The 25541-nt window shown below is 38.5% G+C and carries 24 protein-coding genes and 3 pseudogenes; 11 read left to right on the top strand and 16 right to left on the bottom strand.

Annotated elements, in window-relative coordinates:
• Positions 1-5 precede the first annotated feature (5 nt).
• From thiQ to ACLKL2_RS15945, 14 genes and pseudogenes are all read right to left on the bottom strand, one after another.
• Positions 6-716: a thiamine ABC transporter ATP-binding protein gene (gene thiQ / locus ACLKL2_RS16010; RefSeq protein WP_413692449.1), complete on the bottom strand. Its 711-nt coding sequence runs from the start codon at positions 714-716 to the stop codon at positions 6-8.
• A complete protein-coding gene (gene thiP / locus ACLKL2_RS16005) occupies positions 709-2331 on the bottom strand; it encodes a thiamine/thiamine pyrophosphate ABC transporter permease (RefSeq protein ID WP_413692448.1) in 1623 nt (540 codons plus the stop codon). The genes thiQ and thiP overlap by 8 nt, the downstream gene beginning before the upstream one ends.
• 22 nt (positions 2332-2353) lie before the next feature.
• Positions 2354-3355 carry a thiamine ABC transporter substrate binding subunit gene (gene thiB / locus ACLKL2_RS16000; protein ID WP_413692447.1) on the bottom strand — a complete coding sequence of 334 codons (1002 nt, stop codon included), beginning with the start codon at positions 3353-3355 and terminating at the stop codon, positions 2354-2356.
• A gap of 345 nt (positions 3356-3700) precedes the next feature.
• Entirely contained in the window at positions 3701-3994 is a 294-nt protein-coding gene (gene sodX / locus ACLKL2_RS15995; RefSeq protein WP_413692446.1) for a nickel-type superoxide dismutase maturation protease, read from the bottom strand.
• Between the two features lie 31 nt (positions 3995-4025).
• Complete coding sequence (gene sodN, locus ACLKL2_RS15990; protein ID WP_113820333.1) at positions 4026-4529, bottom strand: superoxide dismutase, Ni; 504 nt, start codon at positions 4527-4529, stop codon at positions 4026-4028.
• Positions 4526-4738, bottom strand: coding sequence for a hypothetical protein (locus ACLKL2_RS15985; protein WP_413692445.1), 213 nt, complete (start codon positions 4736-4738; stop codon positions 4526-4528). The genes sodN and ACLKL2_RS15985 overlap by 4 nt, the downstream gene beginning before the upstream one ends.
• A gap of 49 nt (positions 4739-4787) precedes the next feature.
• Positions 4788-5231 (bottom strand): hypothetical protein, encoded by a 444-nt coding sequence (locus ACLKL2_RS15980; RefSeq protein WP_413692444.1) that lies wholly within the window; start codon positions 5229-5231, stop codon positions 4788-4790.
• 310 nt (positions 5232-5541) lie between these two features.
• Positions 5542-5946: a GFA family protein gene (locus ACLKL2_RS15975; RefSeq protein WP_113820330.1), complete on the bottom strand. Its 405-nt coding sequence runs from the start codon at positions 5944-5946 to the stop codon at positions 5542-5544.
• Between the two features lie 66 nt (positions 5947-6012).
• Positions 6013-6473, bottom strand: a pseudogene (locus ACLKL2_RS15970) (DUF3465 domain-containing protein).
• A 72-nt stretch (positions 6474-6545) separates the two neighbouring features.
• Positions 6546-7597: pseudogene (locus tag ACLKL2_RS15965) on the bottom strand (DUF2955 domain-containing protein).
• A gap of 10 nt (positions 7598-7607) precedes the next feature.
• Positions 7608-8672 (bottom strand): HlyD family secretion protein, encoded by a 1065-nt coding sequence (locus ACLKL2_RS15960; RefSeq protein ID WP_413692443.1) that lies wholly within the window; start codon positions 8670-8672, stop codon positions 7608-7610.
• Positions 8673-8675: 3 nt separating this feature from the next.
• On the bottom strand, positions 8676-9155 hold the full coding sequence (locus tag ACLKL2_RS15955; protein WP_113820326.1) for a MarR family transcriptional regulator: 480 nt from the start codon (positions 9153-9155) through the stop codon (positions 8676-8678).
• A gap of 382 nt (positions 9156-9537) precedes the next feature.
• On the bottom strand, positions 9538-10173 hold the full coding sequence (locus ACLKL2_RS15950; protein ID WP_113820325.1) for a LysE family translocator: 636 nt from the start codon (positions 10171-10173) through the stop codon (positions 9538-9540).
• A 20-nt stretch (positions 10174-10193) separates the two neighbouring features.
• Complete coding sequence (locus ACLKL2_RS15945; RefSeq protein ID WP_413694346.1) at positions 10194-10781, bottom strand: DJ-1/PfpI family protein; 588 nt, start codon at positions 10779-10781, stop codon at positions 10194-10196.
• Positions 10782-10905: 124 nt separating this feature from the next.
• Between ACLKL2_RS15945 and ACLKL2_RS15940 the strand changes: the two genes are divergently transcribed.
• On the top strand, positions 10906-11094 hold the full coding sequence (locus ACLKL2_RS15940) for a CPXCG motif-containing cysteine-rich protein (protein ID WP_113820324.1): 189 nt from the start codon (positions 10906-10908) through the stop codon (positions 11092-11094).
• A 68-nt stretch (positions 11095-11162) separates the two neighbouring features.
• Here the strand turns inward: ACLKL2_RS15940 and ACLKL2_RS15935 are convergent, their stop codons facing one another.
• A complete protein-coding gene (locus tag ACLKL2_RS15935; RefSeq protein ID WP_220149718.1) occupies positions 11163-11849 on the bottom strand; it encodes a type 1 glutamine amidotransferase domain-containing protein in 687 nt (228 codons plus the stop codon).
• A 182-nt stretch (positions 11850-12031) separates the two neighbouring features.
• Here ACLKL2_RS15935 and ACLKL2_RS15930 point away from each other — a divergent pair, with 182 nt between their 5' ends.
• Positions 12032-12940, top strand: a complete 909-nt coding sequence (locus tag ACLKL2_RS15930; RefSeq protein ID WP_113820322.1) for a LysR family transcriptional regulator — start codon at positions 12032-12034, stop codon at positions 12938-12940.
• 116 nt (positions 12941-13056) lie between these two features.
• Positions 13057-14742 carry an NAD-dependent malic enzyme gene (locus ACLKL2_RS15925; RefSeq protein WP_220149717.1) on the top strand — a complete coding sequence of 562 codons (1686 nt, stop codon included), beginning with the start codon at positions 13057-13059 and terminating at the stop codon, positions 14740-14742.
• Between the two features lie 73 nt (positions 14743-14815).
• Here ACLKL2_RS15925 and ACLKL2_RS15920 read toward each other — a convergent pair whose 3' ends face one another.
• Positions 14816-15976 carry an FAD-dependent monooxygenase gene (locus ACLKL2_RS15920; RefSeq protein WP_413692442.1) on the bottom strand — a complete coding sequence of 387 codons (1161 nt, stop codon included), beginning with the start codon at positions 15974-15976 and terminating at the stop codon, positions 14816-14818.
• Positions 15977-16201: 225 nt separating this feature from the next.
• On the opposite strand from ACLKL2_RS15920, the gene miaB reads away from it, so the two are divergent.
• From miaB to ACLKL2_RS15880, 8 genes and pseudogenes are all read left to right on the top strand, one after another.
• On the top strand, positions 16202-17623 hold the full coding sequence (gene miaB, locus ACLKL2_RS15915; protein ID WP_113820320.1) for a tRNA (N6-isopentenyl adenosine(37)-C2)-methylthiotransferase MiaB: 1422 nt from the start codon (positions 16202-16204) through the stop codon (positions 17621-17623).
• Between the two features lie 15 nt (positions 17624-17638).
• Complete coding sequence (locus tag ACLKL2_RS15910; RefSeq protein ID WP_113820319.1) at positions 17639-18673, top strand: PhoH family protein; 1035 nt, start codon at positions 17639-17641, stop codon at positions 18671-18673.
• Complete coding sequence (ybeY, locus tag ACLKL2_RS15905; RefSeq protein ID WP_113820318.1) at positions 18673-19149, top strand: rRNA maturation RNase YbeY; 477 nt, start codon at positions 18673-18675, stop codon at positions 19147-19149. Before ACLKL2_RS15910 ends, ybeY begins: the two co-directional genes overlap by 1 nt.
• A gap of 9 nt (positions 19150-19158) precedes the next feature.
• Positions 19159-20034, top strand: coding sequence for an HlyC/CorC family transporter (locus tag ACLKL2_RS15900; RefSeq protein WP_413692441.1), 876 nt, complete (start codon positions 19159-19161; stop codon positions 20032-20034).
• A gap of 4 nt (positions 20035-20038) precedes the next feature.
• Positions 20039-21625 carry an apolipoprotein N-acyltransferase gene (lnt, locus tag ACLKL2_RS15895; RefSeq protein ID WP_413692440.1) on the top strand — a complete coding sequence of 529 codons (1587 nt, stop codon included), beginning with the start codon at positions 20039-20041 and terminating at the stop codon, positions 21623-21625.
• A 519-nt stretch (positions 21626-22144) separates the two neighbouring features.
• Positions 22145-22918, top strand: coding sequence for a RimK/LysX family protein (locus ACLKL2_RS15890; RefSeq protein WP_113820315.1), 774 nt, complete (start codon positions 22145-22147; stop codon positions 22916-22918).
• Positions 22919-22929: 11 nt separating this feature from the next.
• Positions 22930-24467, top strand: a pseudogene (locus ACLKL2_RS15885) (inactive transglutaminase family protein).
• Between the two features lie 3 nt (positions 24468-24470).
• Positions 24471-25439, top strand: coding sequence for an alpha-L-glutamate ligase-like protein (locus ACLKL2_RS15880; protein WP_113820313.1), 969 nt, complete (start codon positions 24471-24473; stop codon positions 25437-25439).
• Positions 25440-25541 lie beyond the last annotated feature (102 nt).

Below are 25541 nucleotides of genomic sequence, written 5' to 3'. Positions count from 1 at the left end.
ACTGTTTATTGGTTTTCTTCCGCACTTAAAAAGTATCTTAGACGTTGATTTGCGTGCTGAGTCGTTAGGTTGGCAATGTTATCTACTGCGAGCGCTTTACCTTGGTCAACAAATATAAAATCAGATGCGACTGCACGAGCATCACTAATATGGTGTGTCACCATTAAGATGGTCACGCCTTCAGAGTCAGCTAAAGATTTAACATGCTCTAACATAGAAACACGTAATACAGGGTCTAACGCTGAAAATGGTTCATCTAATAATAATATAGGCTTGTGTTGAACAAAACAGCGCGCTAATGCAACACGTTGTTGCTCACCACCAGACAACTGCGATGGCAGACGGTCTAACAAATCCTCCACTCCTACTTGTAATGCAGCAGTTTGCAAACGCTTCTTATGTTTATCATTGAGCTTTAACCCAGGGTGTAAACCTAGCCCAATATTATCAAAGGCAGACAAGTGGCTAAATAGGTTATTATTTTGAAATAAAATAGACAAAGGACGTTGATGTGGAGCACGGTTTAATACCGACTTTCCATGGATCTTAATATCCCCTTTGCTCGGGGTAATAAAACCCGTCAACAAGTTCAATAAAGTACTTTTCCCGGCACCGCTTGGGCCTAATATAGCAACGATACTGCCTTCTTCAACTTGTAAGTCAAAGGTAAAGTTTTGTTGTTGATAGTGATATTGGACCTGCGAAAAATCAATCATGCTTTGCTCTTTTTATATGGGGTTGTGTTTCTTTAAATAGGCTTTCGATGACCATAAAAGTCCCCACACTTAATAATAATAAAACCAAGGAAACAACGGCAGCAGATTCTAACTGATAACTCCCAAGAAGTTGAAATAGATATAAAGGTAAAGTGCTAAAAGAATGGCTACCAAATAGCGCTATCGCACTTAAATCACCAATGGATAAAACAAAACTCAGAGACATAGCCTGCAAGATAGGCCTTTTTAATGATTTCCACTCCACCCAATAAATACGATGTAATGAAAAGATACCTAAACTATTGCACAGTAATTCGTATTTTTGTGCATTTTGTAACATAGGCACAGCTAAACTTTTAAGTGTAAAAGGTAATGCCATCAAGGCATTCACAGCAATCACAATATATAAGGAGAGAGAAGACAAACTTGAGAACTCTCGTAATAGTAAAAACAACCCCGTGCTAATAACCAACCCTGGAGTCACTAAAATAATCGTGGCTAACATCTCTACTTTATCAGCTCTATTGTTTAACCCTACTAAACGCCATTGGCGACTGGCTAACAGAATAAAGAAGGCAAAAATAACCGCAATCATCCCAGCAAAAGCCGCAATCACAATTGAGTTCTTAAATGCCATCCAAAAACCAAGGTCGTTAAACACCATCCATAATTTATGATTAATACCAGAGAACACTACCATAGCTAAAGGAGGAACCACTAATAGGGTGATCATTGCTATCCAAAAGAGATCCCAACACTTAGACAAGAGCGTGTCATGAGGGAAGGTATTATCGGTACCTTGAAAGTTGGTTGTTAATAAAGCCGGACGCGCTACCTTTTGAATTAAGATAGCTAAAATAGCACATAAACAGATTTGCCATAACGCTAGTAAAGCACCTGCCTGTAAATCAAAATCAAATTTAATTGCTTGATAGATAGCGAGTTCAATAGTGGTCGATTTGGGTCCACCACCTAATGCCATGACAGTGGCAAAGCTAGTAAAACACAGCATAAAGATTAACCCTGCTGTGTGAGGAATTTGCCCTGCAATATAAGGCCACTCAACAAACCGAAACTTATTCCAATGTTTTAAACCAAGATGACTGGCTAACTGATGCTGCTGCTCTGGAATCGAGCTTAAGCCTTGTAAAAAAAGACGGCAAGCAAAGGGAAGGTTAAAAAAGACATGCGCTAATAAAATGCCATTTAACCCAAAAATAGAAAAGGGTAATTTCATCTCAAAGTAAGCAAACAGGTTAGCAATCAAACCACTGTTACCATAGATAGCAAGCAAACCAAAAACAGCGACAAGCACGGGTAATACTAAGGTAGTGGCTAACAGCTTTAATAAAAAGCTTTTCCCCCAAAATGAACGTCTAGAGAGCGCATGACTAATAGGAATAGCCAGCAGCACACTTAACAGAGTAGACAAAAATGCCTGATATAAACTGAATTTAGTAATGTGCTGATAGTAAGGGTCTGACCAGACTACACTCATATCTAGATCTGATGAATGGGTTAATAGCGTCCCCACTGCCATCGATACAAACACAAAAATGCCAAGTGAGAGCAATAACCCAGGAATCTGAACTTTTTTAATTTGCTTAATTATCACTCTCACACCTTTTGTTAGGCGATTAATCCGTTAGAGAAGTTAACCACTCTCTAGTCCATGCTTTACGGTATTTATCTACTTCATTACTATCACAGGTTAGCATTTTAACCGGCAAAGTAAGCTCTTCGAATTCATTAGGTAATAACACATTAGTCACCGGATACATCCAGTTCCCTGTAGGGATCTCAGACTGGAAAGCATCACTTAACATAAAGTTCATAAAGGTAGTGGCTAGTTGCTTGTGTTTGCTATTTTTGACAATAGCAGCCACTTCCACTTGACGGTAATGACCTTCACTAAAACTAGCAGCAACATATTGTTGCTTACCTTCGGCAATCATATGGTACGCCGGAGAAGTGGTGTACGACAGTACCATGTCTGCTTCACCTTTTAAGAACATGCTATAGGATTCAGACCAGCCTTTGGTTACTGTTACGGTTTTTTCAGCTAGCTTTTTCCAAGCCTCTGGCGCTTGGTCACCATAAATTGTTTTCATCCACAGCATTAAACCTGAACCAGGGGTAGAGGTACGTGGATCTTGATAAATCACTTTCAGATCATCTCGCTCTTCCACTAACTCTTTCATACTCTTAGGAGGATTTTTTAATGTTTCGCTGTTGTAAATAAAGGCAAAATAACCGTAATCAAAAGGAACAAAGGTATCGTCCTTCCAGCCGTCTTCAACATTTACAGGCATCAAATCAATATTATGTTTTGCTAATAAACCTGTTTTTTTGGCGGTTGCCATCAAGCTATCATCTAAACCCAGTAAAATGTCAGCTTCACTACTATCACCTTCTAGGCGAAGACGGTTAAGAATGGTCACACCATCATCTAAGGCAATAAACTCTAAATCACAATCACAAAAGGCTTCAAATGATGCTTCAATCTTTGGGCCTGGTCCCCATTCAGAAGCAAATGAGCTATAGGTATAAATTGTTAATTTTTCTTGTTCGGCAGCAGCTAATGCCGGTGTTAACATCAAAATCCCTGAGATTAATAACCTTGTAAAATTCTTTTTCACTATGTCATCCATTTATAGTTGTTTAGAGGGTATCGATTATATCGAATAAAGAGGCTCTTATTTATCAAAAAGCCAATAGTCGTGCATTGTGATTGATTACTTTTCCTTGAGCAATCTAAAGATCGCTTTTCTTTTCTATAGAGTGAATCAATACGATCTAGCTTGTCACCTATCATCGTTCTACTTGTTGATCTGCTGGATTTCTTTATTACAAATAATATAACTATGATTATAGCAATTACATCAAATAAATGATCAACTTACTGAATTAAATCTAATATTTAGCAGAATAATTACAAAGATTGTGAAGAATAAAAGCAGATAAGGGTTTAATAAGCGATGCTTTTATTTTTTAGGGGTAGCGCACACACAGAAAATAACTTTACCTAATACTCGGGCACGAGGCACCCAGCCCATTTCTTCAGGCTGAACACTGGAGTCATTCTCACCGGTTAACCATAAAGAGCCATTAGCGTTAATTTTTTCAACTCGTTTAATAATAGATTGATAAGTAGCGTGGTTAACCACTACAAGGTGACCTACCTTTAACCGTCTGTGAAAACGACTAACAAACACATAGTCCCCGTCTACTAAACGAGGAGCCATGCTCATACCTTTAACTTTAACCACGCTGAGCATTATTCTGTCCACTTAATAAAGTGCAACATATTTACCCTTTTAGATCCGGGTAAACAACTGGTAATGCAGGTGGGTAAGGGCAAGCTGCCGTGTAAGTTTGCACACCTTTTGTTAACCAGAATGCAGCAGCAAATTCATTAACTAGCTCAACTAATTTTTCGCCTTCTTCACGGGCAATGCTTTGCTTACATTTTGAAGCTTGTAACATAATGCTATGCGTTAGTTGATGCGCATTAGGTAGTTGTTCAAACTGAGGTGCTTTAAAGTAATCACCCCAGATGATACGAATGGCTTCCTTCACTTCTGTACTTGCAGACTCTTTTTCACTTACTAAACGCGCTACTTGAGCATAATCAGCGACACCTAACGTACCTTTATCTTCTACTTCTTTAATTAGGTCCATTAAGCGTACACAGCTTAATGCAGCAAGTTGTGCTGTTGCTGGATCATAAATTTTACATGGAATATCACAGTGTGCTTTTACTGTTTTAAAGTTAACGGCTTTATCGATAGATTTAATAAGACGATGAATCATGCCTGCTCTCCTTTTTTTGCTGTGTTTTTACCACGACTTTTTTTATAAGCGACACCAACGACAACAACCGCTACAACAGCAAGCACTGTTAATAAATGAATAGAGTGACTTGCCCAATGAGAATGATCGTGTCCAGGGTGAGCTTGTGCGACTTGGCTAACAGCCATAAGTGCACTTAACGCCACTGAGCTTTTTACTAGTTTTTTCATCTTTACTTCCTTTTTGGTAAACATAAAAGACCTCTATAGAGGCAGAGAGTTAGTGGTGGGTGATATGTTCAGCATAAGGCACATGGTTCACAAATGTGCTGAACGACTTTTGATCTTGTATAGATTGCTGTTGAGCTTGTTGTTCATTAAACATTTCCCATTCACAGCGAATACGGGTGACCGTGTGCATCACTAAACAATAGTGTCGATCGTCAACATCTGCACGAGAAAGCACCGCCTGTAAAAAGTTAATGGCGTTCTCATATTGGCTATTTGCTAATAATGAATTATTTAATGCGTTATAGGCATCAGCAAGATTCAAGAAGCTCACTGCAGCCGCTGATATATAGGATTCAGCATCAAGCAAAAAGTTATCATGGAAAGTGGTTTCTAACATGCTTAGTGCTTGTTGGTTTAAAAACACTGCATCGGAGAAGTCATTGCTTGAATAAGCTTTATTTGCGCGTTTAGTTAAAATTTCCCAGCTATGCATTGATTCCCTCACTCAATCAACAATAAAGTAATAGGAATCATTATCAACAAATAACTAAAAAATTCAACACATTTAATAATAATTATCATTAACAAATAGGGAATTATAAAAATTGAGACCGTTGAGAAAAGGGGCTAATACTAATTACAATAAATAAGAGCGCTAAAATTTGCGTAGGAAAAATAGCTTATTTTAAAGCGTAATTAGAGCCTTTCGAAGTTTAACTTGGTTAATTAGTGTGATTGGTGTATCTACAAAATATAAGTCTTTTTAGACCCGTCATAGAATTTAATGAAACGATGAGTGACTATCAATCAGGGAATTTATCGAAGGATTTAGCCTTAAGGCCTTGCTCATACCACTCGGCTTTTTCTGAACAAAAAATATTATCTTGAGGTGTGATATTAGGTACGCCATTAAGGCAACCCACAGGAATGATTAAATCTTTTTTATTACGGGAAAGGTAAGGAACGGGAGCGCCACATTCTTCACAAAATGCAGTTGAAATTGCTCGCCCAGGGACATCAAAACGCTTAACTAGGCTTTCACCACTAAGCCATTTAATGTTGCTAGGCTGAGTGAAAATATTAGCCGCATGCGCTGAGCCAGTTACTTTTTGGCATTGAATACAATGGCATAAATGAAACTCATTAAAGTTATTGTCACTTTCAAAATAAACTTTACCACATAAACAGCTACCAGAAATACTCGACATTTCACCTCCTACATTAACAATTAAAGGCTATTTTACCTGAGAACCCATAGAGTAAACACGACGAATTTATTGGTATATTTCGCCTTTATGCTTTAACCAACCAGCCAGGTGTTTTCCTTTAGGATCTTTATGTGTCCAATGTACCACTCCCCCTGTGCATTCCATTCATATTGCCCATAAAACTCAATACGGTCACCACGAGCAATAGTATTAATACGCGGCGCTAGGTCGATATTATGAGCAAATAAGATAGTTTGACCAGAGGTTAGCCTTAAAATGAACTTTTGATGGCGAGATCCTTCGTTGTCATCCTTTAATAACTTAACAACGATACCACTTCCTGTTACTTGGGTTTCACGTTTTTTAGCTTGAAAGGCTGTTTCAATATCATCACTCAAATCCGTTTTGACGGTAAGTTCAGCATTCTCTTTTTTATGTTGTGCAGTACTATTGTTTTTACTCTTTTGGCTTATCCATTGGTATAAACCAAAGGCCAAAAAGATCAGAATAATAATTATGTTTTTCATGGTTTTTACTCAATATAGTTCAATACAGTGCCATGATTAAAAATAATTAATACCATGATCTGTCCCTGAAATTTATAGGTAGGTATGGTGGCGTGTAACGCTAAAACGATTCAGGATAAGATGCATAATATAAACAGCACTTAAACTCATTACGATAGCCACTGAAACAGAGCTGAAACGGTATAGAGAGCTGTAAAAAAATGTCTTGTCTGGCCCTAAATACTGACCAAATAAAATACCAAAAGTCGTTAACACACCAAAACCAACACCTGGTGCCCCGCCTCCTACAATATGAAAACGAGCAAAGATAAAAGATAACATCCATAATATAAAAACAGAAAATAATAAAACATCAGCGTGATTATATAAAAGCAATTGCGACGCTATGGCGATATTACAACCAATAAAAGTCCCTATTGCTCTTCGCCAACTTGCCGTTCCAACCGCATTCCAACACAGAGAAAAAAGGATTAAAACTGATGAGGCCTGTGCAGAAATAGAATCATTTAAATCAAATATTTGAAAAGCAACAAATGATAATGTAGCCACACTTGAACATAATAAAACTTCGTGACGAATACTCTCTTTACTTTTACTCGGTAGACTCCTCGCCGCACGAGGGCTGACATCAGGAAAAATAACATGCATCATTAACCCTATCAACACGGTTAATGCAATAGCTATTATATTACTGACAATTAATGGATAAATGCTGCTTGTTTGATCAGCATAGCTAGAATAATGTAGTTGAATCGACAGACTCACTACGCCCAATGCGCCAAATAAAAAGCCCGGCCATTACTCATTACAAAAAACAGCACACAAAAACTTAAAAAAGCGAGTCCGGTCATCACTATCGGTAAGTGAGAGAACAGCCCTTGCAACACTAATACAACAAAAGCACAGTATATAGATGAGCCAAAAAACTGCCCGATCACACTTTTGCTGATGGTTGGGACCAAACCAAGTATCAACATTGGATAAACCGTGAAAAAGATCCCGTAAGGCCATTCCATCAACTTACAAATAGTAAAGCCAATAGTACAACCACCAGCAACCCTTAATGCTTGACGTAACCCATTCCCATCTAACTCAGGTGGCTTTGCTTTAATTTCTTGTGTCATAATGCCTCCCTTAATAGATGTAATGTAACCAACTAATTAAGCGAATTTGCAACGCACCAAACCACTGACCAATAAGGTTATCGGGTAATAATTGCACCGTTGCACGCGCACCACTTGGCATTAATGATAGGAATTGATTATCCCCAAGTACAGTAAAGTGAAGACGCTGACGCTGCGCATCTCTCACCCAACGTGTACTAGTCTCTGTTGTGCTCAGTAAACCATTCGCACTTAATTGACCACTGCTCACCCCTGCTTCAATACTACTTATCTTCGCTTCATACACTTCTCCGGGACGGCTATCAAATACTACGCGAGCTAAGGAATTTTTATGCATATTCATCAACGACTTCTCTCTAAAGTCTGCCACTAAATCCGCTTTTTTAGAGACCACTGCTAATAATGGTTGTCCTGTAGTCGCATAAGCCCCATCTAATAATTGTAGGTTAGTCACAACCCCATCACTCAAGGCACTTACTTTAGTATAAGATAAGTTGAGTTCAGCCTGTGATACTTGGTTAAGAGCGTGACGAATCGCTAGATTATCTTCACCCTTATCACCACGTGCTAGTACTGCTTCTGATAACTGTGCTTCTAAGGCAGCCTGATTAGCCTTACTCACTTCATAATTAGCAAGCAAGCTTTCTACATCCTGTTGGGATACGGTTCTCTGCTTAAATAGCTTTTCGCCTCTCTCCTTCAATAGCTTTTGCTGATGAAGCGTGGCCTTAGATGCAGCGATTTTAGCTTGGATTGCTTTGATATTACTGTCATAGCGTTTGTTCTGCAGACGCGCATCAGCCAGTGTTAACTGTGCTTGATGTAACGCTAATTGATAAGGTCCTGAATCAATCTCAAATAATGTATCCCCAGCTTTTACCATTTGGTTATTATCAACAGCAACATTCACAATTCGTCCGCTAATTTGTGGGGAAATTTGTACTACTGAATGGTATACACGCGCCTGTGGTGTAACAGGTAAAAATACATCAGCAATTAAGTAATAGATAAATACGCAGATAAACCCAATGACTGAATATCTAACGTAATGTGTAAACTTTTCTTCTGGTGTCATTTCTTAACCTTTCTTTTTCACTTGCTGTTTAATAGATGTTTGTGCATTTTGCTCTAACTTAATTAAAGTATGCGCCATGGCATCAAGCTGTTGCTGATTTAACCCACTGTAAATTTGTTGCGTTATCTCATCTACCTCCTCTTGCAAGGTGCTTAATATTTGGCGACCTTGCTCAGTGAAATAAATTTTTTTGCTACGTTTATCCTGCTCATCAACACAACGAATAATCAAGGATTGTTCTTCTAACTGCTTTAATGTACGAGTTAAAGATGGCATTTCAATAGATAAGCTATGTGCAATCTCTAACTGCGTCACCCCTTCTGATAACATTTTTATATGCATCAAAGTCGTCCAACGCGATTGCGTTAACCCTAAAGGTTCAACCGCGTGAGTCACAGCTTCACGGCATAAACGGTTTACCCGCCCCATACTACCGATCAGGGTTAAGTCGAGCGTTTCGTAAAAAGGAACTTCTTTATCCATCATCATCTCCAAATATACTTAGCCTGCTAACTAAAGGCGCGCACCTTAACATTAGTTAGCAGGCTAAGTAAATATTTTTAACAACATATTTACTAAAAAATAACCGAAATAAAAATAGGTACTTAGTGAGCGCATTGAGAGTGAAAAAATAATTTAACTTTAATATCAATCCCTTAAATTTACATGCATAAGTGAATTAGATTTATTGATGCGAAAACAACTTGATTCGAAAGTTATTGTTATTATTTGAGGTAATGGGGGATGATATAAAATAACAAAGGTAAAAAGTAAGGTGGGTGATACATTCACAAGATTAATCCTGTCAAATGCATCACTAAGGTTTCAGCTCAAATAGCGCTGATTTAACTCCAAGGAAAGGTAATTAACCTTGACTAGTGATCGCTACCTTTATGCCAAAACCAATCAACACAGAGCCTACGACCTTTTCTATTTTTTGTTTGTGGACATTAAACTGACTCACCAAGGCTGGGTGACTAAAGAATACAGACACCATTGAAAACCAAACAATATGTGCTAAGCAAATAATCAGACCATATAATAATTGTATTGAAACAGGCGTAGAGGGGTTAACGACTTGAGTGAATAAACTGAGGAAGAATAAAGTCGTTTTCGGATTTAACGCATTAGTAATAAAGCCTAATTTTAACGCCGAAAAATTTGATAATGGTTTATTATCAGTTTGTTGTAGGTCATTAAGTTTGCTTTTAGCAGTCAAGGTTTTATAACCGATATAGATCAGGTAAGCCGCACCGAGATATTTAATCAATGAAAATAACAGAATAGATTTAGAGATAATAATCGCTAAACCAGCAATAGAATAGGCAACATGTATCCAGATTGCTAACCCTATCCCTAGTGCTGAATAAAGTCCGCTTTGCCTTCCATGAAATAAGCTATTACGGGTAATCATCACAAAGTCTGCACCTGGACTAATTGCCATAAAAATAGCAATAACAGTAACCGATAGTAGTTCGGGTAAGTAATTTACAATATCCATTTGCGTACCTTATTTGATGATTAAGTAATAAGTGGTGTTTTTTGCCAGTGGTATTCCATTTGCTGAGCCGTTTTTTCAGCTAAAGGTAAAGAGTCCAACTCAGACACTAACTGCAAACTCATATCAATACCAGCAGATATGCCTCCGGAAGTGATATATTTACCTTGTGCAACCCACCGCTGACCAGTTATCACTTGCAATAAAGGGTATGCATCTCTTAAGTCATCAATATCTTCCCAATGCGTTGTCACCTTCAACCCATTTAACAATCCTGCCTCAGCTAGCAGGAATGCACCTGTACAAACAGATAATACCTTGGATGATTGACTAGCAATGCTAGCAACCCAGTTGATGACCTTGGTTTTTTTTACTTCTTCAGTGTGCACACCGCCAACAACAATCAAGAGATCAATACTTGGGTGATCCTCAAATGAATAATGCGCTTTTACCGGAAAACCACCACGTGCTTGTACTAAGTTATCGCTTTCAGAGACTAAAAAGATATTCCAATTCTTGTTCGCTAGTCGCTTTGCAGTGCTTAACACTTCAAAGGGACCAGAGAAATCGAGCACCTCGGCATTATCGTATAGGTATATCGCAATATTCATCATTTACCTTCCTGGTTAAGATCCATAAATTAACGTGATTGGTATTACTATAAAAACAATTCGATATTACAACAAAAAGATAAATTACATTATGATTAAATAAAGCATTAACAGGAGAAACAAGATGGCATCCCTACAAGAAGAAAATATCCACTGTCCCTATTGTGGAGAGAGTATAGTGATCCTATTAGACCCCTCAGATACTGATCAAGAATATATAGAAGATTGTCAGGTCTGCTGCCAGCCTATTAATTTCTTTGTCAGTGATGATGGGAGTGGCGAATTAAGTGTCACAGTCAGTAACGATAATTAATTTAGCGGCATAAAAAAACCGCAATGAATAACTTCACTGCGGTTTACAAATCTAGCTAACGTTGTAGATTATGCATCTAGCTGTTTTAACAGTTTCTCAGCCACCAGTTCTGAACTAGCTGGGTTTTGACCAGAGATAATTAAACCATCTTGCACGGCAAACGCACTCCAGTCCTCTGCTTTGTGGTAATCCGCACCACGTTTAATTAACTCGTCTTCTACTAAAAATGGAACGATATCAGTTAATTGAACAGCATCTTCTTCACTGTTAGTGAAACCTGCAACCGCTTTACCTTTGACAGCATACTCACCATTGCTATCTTTTACATCTAATAACACAGCGCTAGCATGACATACTGCACCAACTGGTTTATCTGCCGCTAAGAACGATTCAATTAATGCAATTGAGGTAGCATCTGTTGCTAAATCCCATAAAGGTCCGTGACCACCAGGGTAAAATACAGCATCAAAATCCGCTTGATTAACGGAAGACAGTGCGACTGTATTGGCTAAGTGCTCTTTAGTTTCTTGATCATTATCGAAACGCTTAGTCGCATCAGTCATAAAGTCATCCATCTCACTTGATGGATCAATCGGTGGTTGACCACCTAACGGTGAAGCTAATGTAATATCTAAACCAGCATCTTTAAATACGTAATAAGGGGCAGCAAACTCTTCAATCCAAAAACCCGTTTTTTTACCTGTATCACCTAGTTGATCGTGAGATGTAATAACCATTAAAATTTTCTTGTTCATCATAATAACCTCAATTGTGAATGTATTAAGTTGCTACTCATTTTAATTAAAATCTCTGTATCAGCAGCAGATGTGGTTATTATAGACTCACCCTAAAACTAAACAATGCAGGCTTTATTAACATCATTGTATTAAAAATTGATACAATTGAAATTAATGCTCTTCACTAAAGTAATCGATTTATGGAACTCTCATTTGAACAATTAAAAAGTATGGTGGTCTTTGCACAAGTCATTGAGCAAGGGAATTTAAGTGCGGCAGCTAAGCATTTAAAGTTATCACGTGCCGTGGTGAGCTATCATTTAAAAAAACTCGAAACACAATTAGGTATTAAATTACTCAATCGTTCCACGCGAAGCATTGCCTTAACCGAAGCGGGCGAACAATATTATCAACGCTGTAAAGTGATTGTTGAAGCCGCTTTAGCTGCAAATCAACAAATGGAAAATCTTAAAGAATACCCAACAGGTCTGATTAAAATTAGTTGCCCAATGAGTGTTGGTTTACACGCGATTGTGCCGGCTTTAAACGCCTTTGCACAACATTACCCAAGCATACAACTTGAGGTAAGCCTAGGAGATGAAGTGGTTAACATTATTAAAGAAGGCTTTGATATTGCTATTCGCGGCGCGGCATTAACAGACTCTGGATTACAAGCCACCAAGTTATCTAGTTTAACCACTAACCTATATGCTTCGCCGGATTATATAGCCAAACATGGAAAGCCTAAAACACCGGCACAATTAGCTTCTCATCAGTGGGTTATTTATCAATTGGCAGGTAACTCTGTCACTCTGAAAAAAGGCAAACGTTCTTATACGGTAAAACTAAGTGGTAAAGTCAGCACCAATAATGCAGCAGCTCGAACTGCTTTTGTTGAAGGCGGACACGGTATTGGACGTATTCCTTACTATGATGCCCAGCCAAAATTAAAACAAGGCAGCTTGATACAGGTATTAGCAGACTACGAATTAAGTGATATTGATGTGTATGCAGTGTTTCCTCCGGGTGGAGCAGAGTCGAAAAAGTTAAGATTATTGATAGATTATCTAAAAGATCACTTTAAAAAGGATAAACTTGCATTAATCTAACAAAAAATGAAGTTATTTAATGATCAAGTAACAATATTTTTATAAGATCCACACAACTTTTACACAATGCACTTAAATAGCATTTCGCCCTACGCTTTTATCTACTGAGAAAATTTATGATGCCAAATAAACGTCCTTTATATATCCCCTTTGCTGGTCCAGCGCTGCTAGAAGCGCCGCTGCTAAATAAAGGAAGTGCTTTCTCATCAGAAGAGCGTGATAACTTTAACCTAACAGGGTTATTACCTCACACGATTGAAACAATCGAAGAGCAATCACTGCGTGCATACCAACAGTTATCTTCTTTCTCGAGTGATTTAGATAAGCACATTTACTTACGTAATATTCAAGATACCAATGAAACGCTATTTCATCATCTTATCGACCAACATATCGAAGAAGTAATGCCACTGATTTACACCCCTACAGTTGGTCAAGCCTGCGAGAAATTTTCAAAGATCTACCGCCGTAAACGTGGTCTATTTATTTCTTATCCAGAGCGCCATAAAATTGATGATATGCTGCAAAATGCTACTAAGCAAAATGTAAAAGTGATTGTAGTAACAGATGGTGAGCGAATCTTAGGGTTAGGCGACCAAGGCATCGGTGGAATGGGTATCCCTATTGGTAAATTAGCACTCTACACTGCTTGTGGTGGCATCAGTCCTGCTCACTGTTTGCCTATTTTATTAGATGTAGGTACTAACAATACGCAACTACTTGAAGATCCAATGTACATGGGATGGCGTAACCCGCGTATCACTGGTGAAGAATACAACGAATTTGTAGACTTATTTATTCAAGCCGTTAAACGCCGTTGGCCTGAAGTGTTATTACAATTTGAAGATTTTGCACAAACCAATGCAACTCCTTTATTAAATAAATACCGTGATCAATTATGCTGTTTCAACGATGATATTCAAGGTACAGCAGCCGTTTCAGTAGGTACATTAATCGCAGCTTGTTTGAATAAAGGGCAAAAACTCAGCGAACAAAATATTGCCTTTTTAGGTGCAGGCTCTGCGGGTTGTGGTATTGCCGAGCATATTATCCGTCAAATGCAGCGTGAAGGTTTGACCGAAGAGCAAGCACGTAAACAAGTATTCATGGTTGACCGTTATGGTTTATTAACAGACAACATGACAGAGTTACAACCTTTCCAAGTGCCGCTTGTACAAAAAGAAACTGATATTGAAAGCTGGGATAAGAGCCAAAAATTAGGGCTAGAGCAAGTCGTTAAACAAGCTAAAATCACTGTATTATTTGGAGTAAGTGGTCAGAAAGGTCTATTCACTCAACATGTGATTGAAGCTTTATGTGAAAACACTGAGAATCCAATTGTATTACCGCTGTCTAACCCAACCTCTCGCGTTGAAGCGACACCACAAGAGATCACTAACTGGAGTAAGGGTAAAGCGATTATTGCAACAGGTAGTCCTTTCCCGAACACTGTTTACAACGATGAGTCTTTTGAAGTGTCACAATGTAATAACAGTTACATTTTCCCTGGTATTGGTTTAGGTGTATTAGCAGCACGTGCGACAGGTATTAGTGACAATATGTTAATGGTCGCAAGCCAAGCATTAGCTGACGCTTCAATGGAATATGACAAAGCGCCTGGCGCTTTATTACCACCATTAAAAGTGATTCAGAAAATCAGTGAGAAAATTGCCTGTGCCGTTGCATTGCAAGCAATAGAAGATAACCTTGCATTACCTGTGACTAACGAGAATATGCACCGTCGTTTAGAGGCTAACTTCTGGCTACCTCAATACCGCGATTACCGCCGTACTTCTTTCTAAGGACTTTAAAAGCATTCAACCTTCTAGGCTAATTACCTTAGCTTAGAAGGTTATTAATACTCTATACGCCGATTTAATTAATGCCCATCGCATAACGCATCACACGTGTTTTCAATTGTCCAGATTGCTGAGCAGCCCCTAGAAAGCCTTTTCTCAATACACGCACTACATTTGATTCTGACTTGCTCACTTTATAAAATATATCCATGCCCGTTTGCATCAATAAATTGGCTGGCTTACGTTTACATTGATAACGTTTCAATATTTCAGGTATCCCTAAATCACTACATTCAGTTAATAATTCCACCAAACATTGCACATCTTTAAAACCTAAATTAACGCCCTGCCCTGCTAATGGGTTAATGGTATGCGCAGCATCTCCCAATAACGCAACTCGGCCTTGATAATAATGTTGTGCATGACGACGTGTTAATGGGAAGCCGCCCTTAGCATCCACTTCAAACTCAAAGTCTAAAGCAGGAAATTCATCTTTAATAGCTTGCTTTAACTGTAGGTTATTAAGGCTTTGTAAATGTTTAATTTTTTGTGGGCTGTGGTACCAGACTAAGCTTGCATGATGGCCAGCTAAAGGCAAAAAAGCACAAGGCCCTGTTTCTCTAAACTCTTGCCGGGTAATATCTTGCTGAGCACTGTCGGTAGTGATATTAATTAATAAACAATGATGACGATAATCCCAACTGGTCATCGGCATTTGTAAATGATTACGCACTGCAGAATTGGCACCATCACAAGCTAATAATAATTCAGCTTCAATGACTTGTTGGTTTTGCAGCGTAACAGACACCTGTTTTGCATCTTGCTGAATGGTTATAACTTGCGTTTCTTGATATATATAAACGTTAGTTAAAGCTTGTAATGCTTGCCATAATACGGCTTGAATCCAACGGTTTTCAGCAATATAGCCCAATTGCTCAGCACCAATATCATCACTAGAGAAAACCAGTTTCTGACTGCCTTTCTCCCAGGTTTGTAAGCCCTTGTAAGGACATAGGCGATCTGCGGGAATATCTTTCCAAACATCAGCTTGTTCTAGTAATAGTTTACTCTGAGCACTAAATGCAGAAACGCGTAAATCAACGGGGTCGTCATGAGTTGGCATCTGAAAAACAGACTTTTCAATCAGGTGAACTGTGTTTCCTTGTTGTGCAAGTAATAGAGCTGATAGCGCACCTACCATCCCACCACCTACAATAATAACTTCTGTGTTTGCCATCAATGCCTCAACTTGTTCTTCACTAGAATCTGTAATTGTACGTAAAAGATTGCTATTTGGGTAAAATAACCTAGTTTTTTTAATAGCTTAAAAAGAAGTTTTTTATAACATTCGCGTTAAACGTAATGCTAGCAAACAAACAGTAGCATGATTGCTTTGAAGTGCGTAAAATGCGACCTCGTTTTAAGAAACACACTAATTTAGTCAGCATAATAGGCAGTAGATATGAGCATGAAATTACACGTTAAAACATGGGGTTGTCAGATGAATGAGTACGATTCATCAAAAATGGCGGACCTTTTAAATGCAAGTAACGGTTACACTTCCGTTGATGAAGCAGAAGATGCGGACGTAATTTTATTAAATACTTGTTCTATCCGTGAAAAAGCACAGGAAAAAGTATTCCATCAGCTTGGCCGTTGGAAAAAACTAAAAGACAAAAATCCTAACATCGTGATTGGTGTCGGTGGTTGTGTGGCATCACAGGAAGGTAAAGCGATTCGTCGCCGTGCTCCTTATGTGGATATCGTATTTGGCCCACAAACATTACATCGCCTACCAAAAATGATCCAAGAAGTGCAAGACAATAAAGGCACTGTGGTTGATGTTAGTTTCCCTGAAATTGAAAAATTTGATTCTATGCCAGAGCCAAAAGCAGAAGGTGCAACAGCCTTTGTGTCTATTATGGAAGGTTGTTCTAAGTACTGTACTTTCTGTGTTGTACCTTATACACGTGGTGAAGAAGTTAGCCGCCCATTAGATGATATTTTATTAGAAGTGGCACAGCTTGCTGAACAAGGCGTACGTGAAATTAACCTATTAGGTCAAAACGTAAACTCTTACATTGGCGAAATGCACGATGGAGACGAGTGTACTTTCCCTGAATTATTACGCTATGTAGCTTCTATCGATGGTATCGACCGTTTACGTTACACAACCAGTAACCCAATCGACTTTACCGATGAGATTATTGATGTTTATCGTGACACACCTGAACTAGTTGATTTTTTACACCTGCCTGTACAAGCTGGCGCAGACCGCATATTAAACCTAATGAAACGTGGTCATAATGTAGCGCAATACAAAGAAAAAATTGCGGCATTAAAAGCTGTACGCCCAAACTTAACCATAAGCTCTGACTTCATTGTTGGTTTCCCCAATGAAACTGACCAAGACTTCCAAGAGACTATGGATTTAATTAACCATATTGGTTTTGATACAAGTTACAGCTTCATCTACAGCCAACGCCCTGGCACACCCGCTGCAGATATGCCTGACGATGTAGATTTAGAGACGAAAAAGAAACGCTTAGCTATCTTACAAGATCGTATTCACCAACATTCGCAATTAATTGGTCGTCGTATGGTTGGTTCTGTACAGCGAATTTTAGTCGAAGGCCCTTCTCGTAAAAATATTATGGAGCTATGTGGCCGTACTGAAAATAATCGTATCGTAAACTTTGAAGGTGATCATCGTTCTATCGGTGGTTTTGTTGATGTTGAAATCACAGAAGTCCATACTAACTCAATTCGTGGTAAGTTTATCCGCGGTGAGTCTGAAATGAACTTACGTGAATCGATTCGTCCAAGTGACATTGTAAATAAAAATACAAACAAACTTGGCGTTGAAACTTTTATCCCAGCATAAATAAGGTCTTTATACTTGAGCACAAAATTAACCACAATTCATCTTGATTTAGTTCCTGCCGACAAAGATCGCTTAGCGGTCTTATGTGGCTCATTTGACGATAATATTAAACAAATTGAACGCCGTTTAGGGGTTGAAGTCATCTATAAAGATGCACACTTCCAAATTGTAGGTGAGCATCGTTATGCGCAAGCTGGCAGTGAGTTAATTAACGACCTGTACATTGAAACACAACCCGTTAAAGGCAAAATTGGTCGCTTAACTGATGAAGATGTACACCTAGCATTACAAAACTTGATTAGTGAACATCGCTTACTGGAAGTGAAAGTCGAGTCTCAAGAAGTGGGTTTCAAAAGCCTCACCATCAAGACTAAACGTGGTGTGATTAAACCACGTGGTGAAAACCAAACTAAATATGTTAGCAATATCCTACGCAGCGATATCAGTTTTGGTGTTGGCCCTGCGGGTACCGGTAAAACCTATTTGGCTGTTGCTTGTGCTGTTGAAGCACTGGAACGTCAAGAAGTACGTCGTATCTTATTAACTCGCCCAGCTGTTGAAGCAGGTGAAAAACTCGGTTTCCTACCAGGTGATTTATCACAGAAAGTAGACCCTTACCTACGTCCACTTTACGATGCCCTGTTTGAAATGCTAGGTTTTGAAAAAGTAGAAAAGCTAATTGAAAAAAACATTATTGAAATTGCACCATTAGCTTATATGCGTGGTCGTACTTTAAATGATGCCTTTGTAATTTTGGATGAAAGCCAAAACACTACAACAGAACAAATGAAAATGTTCTTAACACGTATTGGTTTCAACTCAACAGCGGTTATTACGGGTGATATCACTCAAATCGATTTACCGCGCCATCAAAAATCTGGTTTACGCCATGCGATTGAAGTACTGGGTGAAGTAGATGAAGGCATTAGCTTTAACTTCTTCTTAGCCGATGATGTAGTACGTCACCCTGTTGTTGCTCGTATTGTTAAAGCATACGATGCTTTTGACAGAAAAGCTGAAATCGCAGAAAGCGAAGCGAGAGACGCTTAATGGAATTGTATGTCGATTTACAGCTTGCTAGTGAAGACCAGCAAGCCTTACCTGATTTAGCACAGATGGAAAAATGGGTAAGTGTAGCTATCCTCAAAGCAAGCGCTAAAAAACGAGACCTTGCTGAATTGACAGTTCGTATTGTAGACTGCGAAGAAAGTCAGCAATTAAACGCTGATTACCGAGGAAAAGATAAGCCAACAAATGTCTTATCTTTTCCTTTTCAGAATCCACCAGGTATCACCTTACCCTTATTAGGTGACTTGGTGATCTGCAAAACAGTAGTTGAACAGGAAGCGACGGAACAACAAAAGCCGTTAATTTCACATTGGGCACATATGCTGATTCACGGCACGCTCCATCTTTTAGGTTACGACCATATTGAAGATGAAGAAGCAGAAGTGATGGAAGGCATTGAAACCGAACTTATGATTGAGTTAGGTTATTGTGACCCTTATATAAGCGAAAAAGAGTAAATAAAATTAATGTCCGAAGATTATCATTCTAGTAACGAGCAACCTAAAGAAGGATTGCTCGATAAAATAGGTAACCTATTTCAAGGTGAACCTAAAAGCCAAGATGAATTATTAGACGTGATCGATAGCGCAAAAGACCGCCAAGTGATCGATCAAAAAACCAAAGAAATGATAAAGGGCGTTATTGATGTCTCTAAACTACGTGTTAGAGATATTATGATCCCACGCTCACAAATGGTAACGCTTGGGTTAAACAAACCTGTTGAAGAGTTATTACCTGAAATTATCAATTCAGCTCACTCTCGTTTCCCTGTGATCACTGAAGATAAAGACCACATTGTCGGTCTATTATTAGCTAAAGATCTACTGCAATACGGTTTTAGTTCTAACCCTGACGACTTTAAAATAGACGACATCCTACGTGAAGCGGTTGTTGTTCCTGAAAGTAAACGCTTAGATACCCTGTTAAAAGAGTTCCGAAGCCAACGTTACCATATGGCTATCGTTGTTGATGAATATGGTGGTGTATCAGGCCTGGTAACCATCGAAGACATTCTAGAAGTGATTGTCGGTGAAATCGAAGATGAATTCGACTACGAAGAAGCAGATGAAATTCGCAAAATCGGTAAACGTAGTTTTGCTGTAAGTGCGCTTACCACATTAGCCGACTTCAATGAGTTTTTTGAAACCGATTATAATCTAGAAATCCAAGACACTATTGGTGGTTTTATTTTGCATGAGTTTGGACATTTACCAAGCCGTGGTGAAAAGATAACCATTGGAGAGCACAAGTATAAAGTCACACATGCTGATAACCGTCGCTTAATACAACTGCAAGTACGAGTACCTCGAGAACTAAAAAAGAACTTAAAAAAGATTGAGTAAACCTATGCTAACTAAAATTACCTCTTCTCTGTATGGCCAATTAATTGTGGCTGCATTGTTAGGGACAATTCAAGTATTTGCATTTGCTCCATTTCAACAATGGTGGGTGTTATATCCCTCCTTTGTTGGGATTTTCTTACTATTAAAGCAAGCCCAACGTCACCATAAAAAGCTATTTCTAGTTAGCTTTGTTTTTAACCTTTCCATGTTTATTGCCACCTTACACTGGATCTATGTGAGTATGGATCGGTTTGGCGGTATGCCTATTATCGCAAGCGCTTTATTAATTGTTCTCTTATGTGCTTACTTAGCCCTATTCCCTAGTGCCGCTCTTTGGCTAAGTTATCGTATCCCCACTCGATCTAACCTAGTGCGTTTATTACTTATCATCCCAAGTTTGTGGCTAATAATGGATTGGGTTCGCGGTTGGTTTTTAACAGGTTTTCCTTGGGCTTATTTAGGCTATAGCCATGCAGATACCCCGCTAGCCGGATTTGCACCAATTTTAGGGGTGCAAGGTATTACCTTAGCCATCGTAGTAATTTGTGCTTGTTTAACTTTATTACTATTAAAACAGTCTCAGAAATTTGCTTTACTTTTAATGCTAGCCATCGTCATGAGTGGTTATAGTTTAAAACAGTTGTCATTTACTGAATTACAAAAACCAATCAAAGTAGCACTAGTACAGGGCAATATAGACCAAAAGCTAAAATGGGAACCGGATCATCTGTACCCTTCTATTTTAAAATATCTCGGTTTATCAGGCATTCAAAATGATATCACTTCTACAGATTCAATAACTGAGAGTGTAGATATACAACAACCCGAGCTACTTATTTGGCCAGAATCAGCTATTGCGGCTTTAGAAATTGATATGCAACGTTTTTTACAATCCTTATCTGGTAAACTTGAAGAGGAAAATAAAGCGTTACTCACTGGTATTATTAATTACGATATTAATAAAGATGAGTATTTTAATAGCATCATCATGTTAGGAGAATTACCTCCTAATCAAGGTTATTCACAAACCAGCCCAAACCGTTACGCAAAACATCAATTGTTACCGATCGGAGAGTTTGTTCCATTTGAAAACTTATTACGCCCGCTAGCTCCCTATTTCAATTTGCCTATGTCTAGCTTTCAACGTGGCGGTGCACATCAAGCGAATTTAAAATTTGCAGATACCACACTGGCAGCAGCGCTCTGTTATGAAATTGCTTTTCCTGAACTATTACGTGAAAACATACATGAAAAAACGGGGCTGCTACTTACCCTCAGTAATGATGCATGGTTTGGAGATTCAATAGGTCCAGCACAACATTTACAGATTGCTCGAATGCGCGCCATTGAATTAGGTAGGCCTTTATTACGCAGTACTAACAATGGTATTACCGCTATTTATGACGGCATGGGAAAAGAAGTAGGTCGTCTCCCTGCTGATGTGGATGCCGTATTACGTAAAGAAATACAACCTGCTTATGGTTTCACACCTTATCAGCGTGTTGGTCAAACACCGCTCTTTATCTTCTGTTTACTAGCCTTACTGAGTGCTTTTTTATTAATTAAAAGACCTTTAAAAGTAAAATCTTAGATAACAGTGGCAACCCATATTAGCTGCAATGATTTACTCAAGCTAATTAAGTTGCCATCTCCTAGGAACTTTTTTATAGAGTCTGACTCCAATGCTATTCATGCGTCATCGAATTACAACCAATAAAGTTTATTATGACGCACTTTAAACTTTATTGATGATACCTACGTATTCAATGTGGCGATCATCAATTTATAGCAAATTCACTAAGGTTAATTAGACAACATATGTTTTTGAAATCTCTTTTTTGATACTTATTACATCAAAATTAATCACACTACTTTATGTGTAATTTGGTTGTAAATACCTGTAATAAATCCCCTTAGCAAGTATTTAATAGGTACTGGATTTAGTGAGTAAAGGTTGTCTTATGTTCGAAAATATTAATGGTCATCAAATAAGCTAAATAAAGGTTAATAAACAAAAAATTCAGAGAGTTTACTATCAATTTATAACTGATATTTATGTGTCAAACTGATACCATATTTTTATTTTTTCACCAGTACTAGAGGAATCTTCATGCTTTTAAAGAGAACGGCCATCATTACACTTTCAACCCTATTTTTGACCGTTGGATGTATCTCTATTTCAACCGATGAAGAAACACAAAAAGTTGAAACAACCCTGCAAGCACAAGAAACTAAAATTACTGAATTAGAAGCGGCGTTAACAGAATCAAAAGTGGATGCTGAGCAGAAGCAACTTGAGTTAGCTGAAGCCAAAAGTAATTTAGAACGACTCAAGCGAGAGAAACAAACACTTGATGAAGAACTTCAACAGAAGATCTTAATCGAAAGATCAAGAGCCAAAAGCAGCAAACAAGTTGCTAAAGAAACAGTAAACCCTCAATACCAAGATAAAACCGTATTAGGTCAGGCTGAATGGATTTATGTTACTAAAGCAAAACAAAATTTTAAAGCTCGCATTGATACAGGCGCGACTACTTCTTCAATCAATGCCGTTGATATACAAGAGTTTGAACGTGATGGAAAAGATTGGGTAAAGTTTAATATTACCCACAGCAAAGATGGCGACAAAAAAATCATTGAAGCGCCAGTGGTACGTTACGTCAAAATCTTACAATCAAGTGAACCAGGTGAATACGATCGTCGTCCTGTAGTGGAATTGCATGTTCGTATTGGTGGTGTTGCACATAAATCAGAATTCACCCTAACTGATCGTCTACATATGGATTATCCAGTCCTGATCGGCCGTAGTTTTATACAAGATGTTATCTTAGTTGATGTAAGCCAAGATTATATCCACCCAAAATACCAACCTCAGGATAAATAGTAAGGAACACCATGAACGCACGTATTTTCTTTTACACCTTAGTGGCTGGTTTGTTTATATTAGGTATAACACAAACTATCCAACGCCATATGGCCTTTGATATCCCTTGGATGCCAGGGAAACAAGAACGGTTTGGAATATTGATGCTAAGGTCGAGTTTGATGCTACTGATAAGGCGATATTAGCTTCATTAACAACGCCTTATACACAAGCAGGTTTTACTCAAATTAGTCAAAATGCGGCGTCTCCTGGTTATGGTTTATCGTTTTTATACGAAGATAGTCACCCGCAGGCACAGTGGACAATTCGCCAAGCTGATGGCCCACAGACCCTGTATTACAATATTCAGCTGTTAGTTGATGATGAAAGTAAAGATCAAGCGATAGACAAAATGCCTGAGCTTGTGGAGACAGAATACGGCGGTGCTGGTGTTGCAGCTGACCTAGCAGCAAGCTCAGATATCATCCAAGACTCTCTAAAAACCAGTGCCGATGCCTTCAGTTTTACGCGAGAGTTGTTAAAGCAGTTAAATGCTGAAGATCCTAATCAAAATGTGAGTTTAGTACTATCTGGTAAAGCGACCAAAACTGATGTATTAATGGCGTTATTAAACGAAGCTAAGATACCCAACAAACGTATTGGTGCATTAGTGCTTGAAGATGGACGACGTCGCCAACATTTACAGCCACTGGTTCAAGTGTTCCAAGAGAAAGATGGTGAAATTGAGTCTCGTTTATTTAATGCATCAACGATCAAAGCCGTAGACCGTACTAATCTTTTATTATGGGATCAAAGTGGTAAAGCCCTGCTTGAGTTAATCGGTGGTGTGAACTCAAGAGTTAGCTTTTCTATGATTCAACAGGATCAACCTGCACTCGCAGCTATTTTGCAGAAAACCGATAATGAGCACCTATTTAACTTTTCAATACATAGCTTACCTATAGAAGATCAATCTTTATTTAAAGGCATCTTAATGATCCCATTAGGTGTATTAATCGTGGTTATTATGCGTGTCCTAATCGGTCTAAAAACATCAGGTACTTTTATGCCGGTATTAATTGCAATGGCCTTTATACAGACTAGCTTAGTAACCGGTTTAATTGGCTTTATTCTATTAGTTGCGGTCGGTCTATTTATCCGATCCTATCTATCCCACTTAAATTTATTATTGGTTTCCCGAATATCCACGGTGATTATCATGGTTATTCTATTGATTGCACTATTCGGTGTCCTTTCTTACAAGCTTGGATTAACGGAAGGTTTAAAAATCACCTTCTTCCCAATGATTATTTTATCTTGGACCATTGAACGTATGTCAGTGCTATGGGAAGAAGAAGGCCCTAAAGAAGTATTTACTCAAGGTGGTGGTAGTTTAGTGGTTGCTGTATTAGCTTACTTTATTATGAGTAATGAGATGGCCCGTCACTTAATGTTTAACTTTATCGGTTTACAGTTTGTTGTGATGTCACTTGTATTGATCTTAGGTAGTTACACTGGCTACCGTTTATTAGAGTTACGCCGTTTCAAACCTTTGGCGGATAAGGAGTAAACAATGTTTTTCTCTAGTCCTTTTAAACTTAGAAAAAAAGGCATTATGGGCATGAACCAACGTAACAGTGGTTACGTTGGTCGCTATAACCCACGCCGTCTATATCCTTTGGTTGATAACAAATTAAAGACCAAGATCATTGCCCGTGAAGCGAATGTCACCACACCCGCACTATTAGGTGTAATCTCAATGCAAGCAGAAGTTGAGAAAGTGGCTAGCTTCATTGAAAACACACCAGGCTTTGTTATCAAGCCTGCAAAAGGTAGTGGCGGTAAAGGGATCCTAGTGATCACCAAGATTGAAAATGGTCGTTATTACAAGCCAAACGGGAATGAAGAGACCTTAGCTGAAATTAAACGCCACGTTACTGATATCCTAGCTGGACTATTTAGTCTTGGTGGTAGTGCAGATGTTGCTGTTGTAGAAGGTTTAATTCAATTTGATAGTGCCTTTGATGGCTTTAGTTTTGAAGGTGTACCTGATGTGCGTGTGATTGTCTTTAAAGGCTTTCCTGTGATGGCTATGATGCGTTTGTCTACCGCTGCCTCTGATGGTAAAGCCAATCTTCACCAAGGTGCAGTTGGCGTAGGCATTGATATCGGTACGGGTAAAGCAATTAATGCCGTACAATTTGATATGCCCGTTGAACGTCATCCTGATACGGGCAAAGAGTTAAAACTGCTTAATGTACCTCGTTGGGAACGTTTAATATATTTAGCAGCTAGCTGTTATGAGATGTCAGGTATGGGTTACTTAGGGACTGATATGGTACTGGATAGAGATTTAGGGCCTATGTTATTAGAACTTAATGCTCGCCCAGGGTTAGCGATTCAAATCGCTAACGGTACTGGTATCCTGCCTCGCTTAAAGTTAATTGAAAGCCTTAAAGACGCCGATAAAATGAGTGTTGAGGAGCGTGTCGCTTTTGCTAAAAAACACTTTGCTGAAACACCACTGGTGGAAATAGCATAACGTCATTGATCAGTTCAATTAATGTAATACCAATTGTATTAAATAAGTAATCTAAATTTTGCGCAGGAAAAATGACTTAGTTCGAGGTGTAATTTAAGCCTT

The organism is Psychromonas sp. KJ10-2, from assembly GCF_047323255.1.
Classification (GTDB): domain Bacteria; phylum Pseudomonadota; class Gammaproteobacteria; order Enterobacterales; family Psychromonadaceae; genus Psychromonas.
This window is presented reverse-complemented; position numbering and strand designations above follow the sequence as displayed.